Source organism: Cloacibacillus sp. An23 (assembly GCF_002159945.1).
GTDB lineage: Bacteria > Synergistota > Synergistia > Synergistales > Synergistaceae > Caccocola.
The window spans coordinates 1-5,584 of sequence record NZ_NFJQ01000019.1 but is presented as its reverse complement, the minus strand read 5'-3'; the positions used below and the strand labels follow the sequence as shown (position 1 = coordinate 5,584).

At 55.4% G+C, this 5,584-nt stretch carries 6 protein-coding genes; 5 read left to right on the top strand and 1 reads right to left on the bottom strand.

Translation table 11 applies throughout. The annotated features are described in order from the left end of the window. Nucleotides 1–529: 529 nt before the first annotated feature. The 5 genes from B5F39_RS13780 (at nucleotide 530) to deoC (ending at nucleotide 4,026) form a co-directional block, all read left to right on the top strand. Nucleotides 530–913, top strand: coding sequence for a hypothetical protein (locus tag B5F39_RS13780; RefSeq protein ID WP_143330770.1), 384 nt, complete (start codon nucleotides 530–532; stop codon nucleotides 911–913). 97 nt (nucleotides 914–1,010) lie between these two features. After that, nucleotides 1,011–1,184: a hypothetical protein gene (locus B5F39_RS14335; protein ID WP_158096079.1), complete on the top strand. Its 174-nt coding sequence runs from the start codon at nucleotides 1,011–1,013 to the stop codon at nucleotides 1,182–1,184. Nucleotides 1,185–1,186: 2 nt separating this feature from the next. Continuing rightward, entirely contained in the window at nucleotides 1,187–2,311 is a 1,125-nt protein-coding gene (locus tag B5F39_RS13775) for a sodium ion-translocating decarboxylase subunit beta (RefSeq protein WP_087368692.1), read from the top strand. 162 nt (nucleotides 2,312–2,473) lie between these two features. After that, nucleotides 2,474–3,382, top strand: coding sequence for a LysR family transcriptional regulator (locus B5F39_RS13770; RefSeq protein WP_087368690.1), 909 nt, complete (start codon nucleotides 2,474–2,476; stop codon nucleotides 3,380–3,382). After that, nucleotides 3,379–4,026 (top strand): deoxyribose-phosphate aldolase, encoded by a 648-nt coding sequence (deoC, locus tag B5F39_RS13765; protein WP_087368688.1) that lies wholly within the window; start codon nucleotides 3,379–3,381, stop codon nucleotides 4,024–4,026. The genes B5F39_RS13770 and deoC overlap by 4 nt, the downstream gene beginning before the upstream one ends. Nucleotides 4,027–4,990: 964 nt before the next feature. Here deoC and B5F39_RS14330 read toward each other — a convergent pair. Next, nucleotides 4,991–5,584: hypothetical protein (locus tag B5F39_RS14330; RefSeq protein WP_087368686.1), on the bottom strand; the 594-nt coding region annotated here is incomplete at its 5' end.

The following is a 5,584-nucleotide window of genomic DNA, read 5'->3' as shown; positions in this document are numbered from 1 at the left end:
GAAGCGCCGCCTACGCGACCGTGCGCGCCTTCGTCGTGAAATTCGAACAACTCGGACTGCTCGCCTCCGTCAAGTACACCAACAAGAGCAGATATAGGGCTCTGTGACTCTCTGCCGCGTTTTGGGCATGAGTTCAACTAAAAATAGAATTTTGCGATAATTCGGAGTGCCGGTCTTAAAATTCTATATTTGCAGATAATTCTTTATTTGAACGGTCGCTCATATACGGCCTCCGCGCTGAGGTGAGCGCACAGTTTCTCCGCGCGCGCCGCGCGGAGGGCATTTGCTATTCCGTGGCTGCGCGCGCCTCTCCATAGAAGGCCGTGAGCTTCCGCCGCGCGCGCCAGCTTTCCCCCGAAATGTCTGAAATCAGCCTCAGCACAGGATTTTCCGGCTTTTATCGCTTTTGACTGCAAACGGCGGATAAATCGGAATGTTATATATTATAAGTAAAATTACGGTGTCTAAATATAGAGGAAAGATGTATTTAATGTGCGGAGTGTCGAAATTTTCGGAAGGGGGCTCCGATATGCGTTGTCTGTGGCGGGAGAAGAAGCTTGCCGTGCTTGTGGCGGTTTTCGCGGCCGTTATGGTCGCCGCTTCATCGTGCTGCGCCGCCCCCGTCCCGTGCGTGTCGCGCGCTGCCTCCGTCGTGCGCGGAGGTTTGCCGCATTCGCTCTGCGACGGCTGCTTCGTTCCGTCTTCCGCCTCCGAAGTTATTTTGCCTTTCGCCGCGCTCAAGGGGCACAGGCCGAAGTTTTTCGCTTCGCGCGCCGCCGTCCCGCATTCGGCGCGTTTTTTTGAACTTACCGGTTTTTCAGCAGGTCTCGCCGGCGGCGAGACGGATATATCTGCCGTCCCAACACGTCAATGCGGCGTGGCGGAGCCTAAGACGGTGCAGAAGAGGGAATAGCGCCTGCGTGGGCGTTTTATTTGCATTTCCGCCGCTTTTCGCGCGGCTCTGAGCTTTTCCCGCCCAGGCGGGTATTTTTGAACAGGAGGCGCATCTCATGCCCGACGTCGCATCTCTCAGCTCGTATTTCTCCGGCGCTGCCGGAGCCCTCGTCATGTCCTTCATCGCGATGAGCATCGTTTTTCTCGTCATCATCGGTCTTATGATGGTAATGCTCGGAACGAACAGGCTTGTTAGTATGTTTGATAAGAAAACTTCGGAGGCTAAATAATTATGGAACTTTACATGACCGCTTTGAAGGGCGTCATCGATCAGTCCGGTCTCGTCGCCCTCTCTCAGGGAAACCTGATAATGCTCCTTGTGTCCTTTATTCTTCTTTACCTCGCTATCGCGAAGGATTTCGAACCGCTTCTCCTTATGCCCATCGCGTTCGGATGTATGCTGGTCAACCTGCCGCTGTCCGGCATACTCGACGAAGGCGGATTCCTTTATTATGTCATGTTCGGTATTCGTCATGAAATCTACCCGATTATAATATTCATGGGCATCGGCGCCCTGACCGACTTCGGTCCGCTGCTCGCCAACCCCGTGACCTTCCTTCTCGGCGCGGCGGCGCAGCTCGGCGTCTTCGTGGCCGTCATCGGCGCTATGTTCATGGGCTTCACGATTCAGCAGGCCGCCGGCATAGGCATCATCGGCGGAGCTGACGGCCCGACCGCCATCTACCTCTGCTCGAAGCTCGCGCGCGAAATACTTCCCGCCGTCGCGGTCGCCGCGTACAGCTACATGTCGCTCGTCCCGCTCATTCAGCCCCCCGTCATCAAGCTCCTCACGACCAAGGCCGACCGCGGAATCAAGATGGAGCAGCTCCGTCCCGTCTCGCGCACCGAGCGCATCCTCTTCCCGATAATCTCGACGATAGCCTGCGGTCTCGTCCTTCCCGCCGCCGTCCCCCTCATCGGTATGCTGATGTTCGGAAACCTGCTGCGTGAATGCGGATGCACCGAGCGTCTGTCGCAGGCGGCGCAGAACGAAGTGCTCAACGCGACGACGATATTCCTCGGAATCTCCGTCGGCGGCACGATGAACGCCGAAACGTTCCTTACTGTCGCGACGATTAAGATAATATTCCTCGGCCTGGTAGCCTTCATATTCAGCACGGCGGGCGGCGTCATCTTCGGACAGATCATGAAGGTCGCCTCCGGCGGCAAGATCAACCCCGTCATAGGCGCGGCCGGCGTCTCCGCCGTCCCGATGGCGGCGCGCGTCTGCCAGAAGGTGGTGCAGAAAGAATTCCCCGGCTCCTACGTCCTGATGCACGCAATGGGCCCGAACGTCGCCGGAGTCATCGGCACTGCGGTCGCCGCGGGAGCCATGCTCACGCTGCTCGGACAATAACACCGCGTTTTCCGGCGGCTGCGTCCGCCGGAACGCTGAGAGCGGGTCCCGCCTCGGCTCCGGCGTATAACCTGCGCCGGCCCCGCGCGGCGCCCGCCTTTATTTTACGCGGCGAGCCCAAACCGCCGGGCAAACTTTTCAAACGGAAGGATGTGACCGTTGTTGCATGAAAAAGGGATAGAAACCTTTCTGGCCGTCGCCATGTCCAGGACGCTCGGCAAAGCCGCGGAGCTTCTGAGCGTCACCCAGTCCACCATAAGCTACAACCTGAACGAGCTGGAAAACGACATGGGAATGATACTCGTAGACCGGCAGAAGGGTATGAAATCCATAAAACTGACCCCCGCGGGGGAGAGCTTCCTCCCGCTCGCATTGAAATGGCAGGAAATCAGCCGTGAAATAGCCAACGCCCGCACGCCCGGCTCCGCCTATTCTCTGGCTGTAGGAGGCTCCGAAAGCGTCAACTGCCGCCTCCTGCCGCCCGTCTACGGCGCGCTGCTGGAACACGAGCCGCCTGTCTACCTCCGCATAGTCACCGATCCGTCGGACATGATGTACCAGGCGGTCGAAAGCAGGGCGCTCGACGCGGCGATAGTCATCCACGAGGAAAGCGCCAGATACGTCCAGATGGAGCCGATATACCGCGAAGGCTTCATCGTCGCGCGCATACCGAACGACGGCGAAGAAACGGCGGAATACCTGCGCCCGACCGACCTCGACCAAGGGATGGAATTCTACATAGAATGGAGCGGCGGATACCGCCTGTGGCACGACCATATATGGGACCCGATGAAAACGCTCAAAGTCAAAGTAGACTCCATAAAGCTCGCGACGCTCCTCATGCGGCGTCCGGGACAATGGTGCATGATACCTGAGTCCGCGCGCGCGCAGTTCATGAGCGAACAGCCCCGCGCCGTATTCTGCCGGCTTCACGAAACGCCCCCCGATATAATATACTACAAACTGACGCACAGACACCCGAAGACGAGCTCCGCCGCGGCGCTCGCCATCTTCGACGAAGTGCTGAAGCGCCGAATAACCGAACTCGGAGGGAAAACAGGCATAAAATGAACCTGGCGAAATACATAGACCACACAAACCTGAACCCGGCGGCGACGGCGGCCGACATAAAAAAGCTCTGCGAAGAAGCGCGCGCATACGGATTCGCCTCGGTATGCGTAAACTCGTCGCGCGTGAAACTCGCGGCCTACATGCTGAAAGACAGCGGCGTCGCCGTATGCTCAGTCGTAGGGTTCCCGCTCGGCGCAATGAGTGCGGAAGCCAAAGCCTTCGAGGCGCGGTGCGCGGCAAACGACGGAGCGTCGGAAATCGACATGGTGATAAACGTCGGCCTGCTCAAAGACGGCGGACTAAAAGCAGTCGAAGACGACATCCGCGCCGTCGTGCAAGCCGTTCCGGAAGCTGCGGTCAAAGTCATAATAGAAACATGCCTGCTCACGGACGAAGAAAAAATAGCCGCCTGCCGCGCTGCCGAAGCCGCCGGAGCGAAATTCGTAAAAACCTCGACCGGCTTCTCCACAGGCGGCGCGACCGAACACGACGTCCGCCTCATGAGAAAAGCAGTGAGCCCCGCCGTTAAAGTAAAAGCCTCCGGCGGCATCCGCGACGCGGAAACGGCGAAAAAAATGATAGAAGCAGGAGCCGAGCGCATCGGCGCTTCGAAATCCATCGCAATCTGCGAAGGAGCGGAATAGCAGAAAAACGCCGGAACTTGCGGCGCGCGGAAATAGTTGAGCGAAAGCGGCGGCGAAAAGCCGCCGCTTATTTGTCTGTACAGCCGTATGACCATTCTTTATAATTATTTAGTATTAAAATAATTTAACTAATGGTAACAAACAATTATGTCATTCCTATGTCATTCCGGCAATCTTCCGGCCAGAATCTCCGCGGAGAACGTTAGAGAACGGAGCTGTATGGCAAGGCCTTAAATCTGCCTCTAGCGCACCATGCCGGAGGCCCAGCAGAGCCTGCCCCGTTTCACCGGGCACAGAAGATTTGCGGGGCGACGGGGTTTTGTGCGTTTGTCAAGCCCACTATAATTAAAACCGCAAATAAATACGTCATGCGGCAATCTTCAAGACGAAACATCTGTCCAAACGCAGCAGCCGCTATTAATAAGCTATATGGCATTTTAACTTTGTATAAGAAATACCGTCATTCCGCAATGCTTCTGGGCAGAATCTCCTGATTGAGCACCGAGGCATAAACAAAAGCGATGTGACCCAAACTAACAGCTTCTGTGTACTGGGCGGAGACCACGCAGGCCCGCCAGTTTCACCGGGCGCAGAAGATTTCTGAGCGACATAAATTGGGTATAAAAATTAAATGAGCGTATCACTTTGTACACATTTGGTGTTCTCACCCGGAGCTTCGGAAGCTTGCCACACGGTACTCCTAACACCGAAAAGCAGAAAATTTGTAAGACAACATAAATTTTTGCAAAAATTAATTATATAGTAGAGAAGCGCAGCAGCAAAGCCAGATACCGTACTATCGGCGTCCGACGCGCATTTTTCTACGCCGGTCATCTGTTGTACCATCACAAAATGCGACAAGCCCCCGACGTGAGTCGAGGGCTTGTCGCGTCATTGCGTTTGCGCGCTTTTTGTATTATACCGGATGTGCGTTGATTTTCCGCTATATCGTCACGGAGCCGCGCTACTGAATAGCGGCTAGCTCGTCGAGCCTTGACTGGATAGTGTTTATCTCGTCGTCGATGGCCTTCATCTTGGCGGCTTCTTCTTCCTTGTCTTTGCGCAGATTTTCAAGGCGCTTGATAAGACGGTCGGTCTCAAGCCGCGCCGCGGTCGCTCCCGCGTAGAGCTTGCTCGGGTCGTCGTTGTTGATGTCCCAGAAAAAACTCGCAGTTCTGCCGCGGCCGGCTATCATTGAGCTTATTCCTGAGCTCATTGTTATTGTTACTCGCTTTTGTCCGTCAAGGATATTTTTCCCTGTCTTGGGGTCAAAGCGATTAAAGAATACTAGCCCTTCCTTTTCCCCTTGGAACGGGAAGTTTAGACGTTTATCGTAGTCCACAGGCTCATAAGTCTTGTTGCCGACTTTCATGTCTATCATCTTATCGAAAGGCCCGGGGTGCATAGTGGGGCCGTTGTTTACAAATTCAACTTTTATTGGAATCATCTCGCTTAGGTTAAGCACTTGTAGATACTTGTATTTGTATCTCTCAAGCTCGTCTTGCGTCCATAGATTCTTCTCCGCTTCGGCTTGGATTTCGGCCTCAACGAGCTCGGC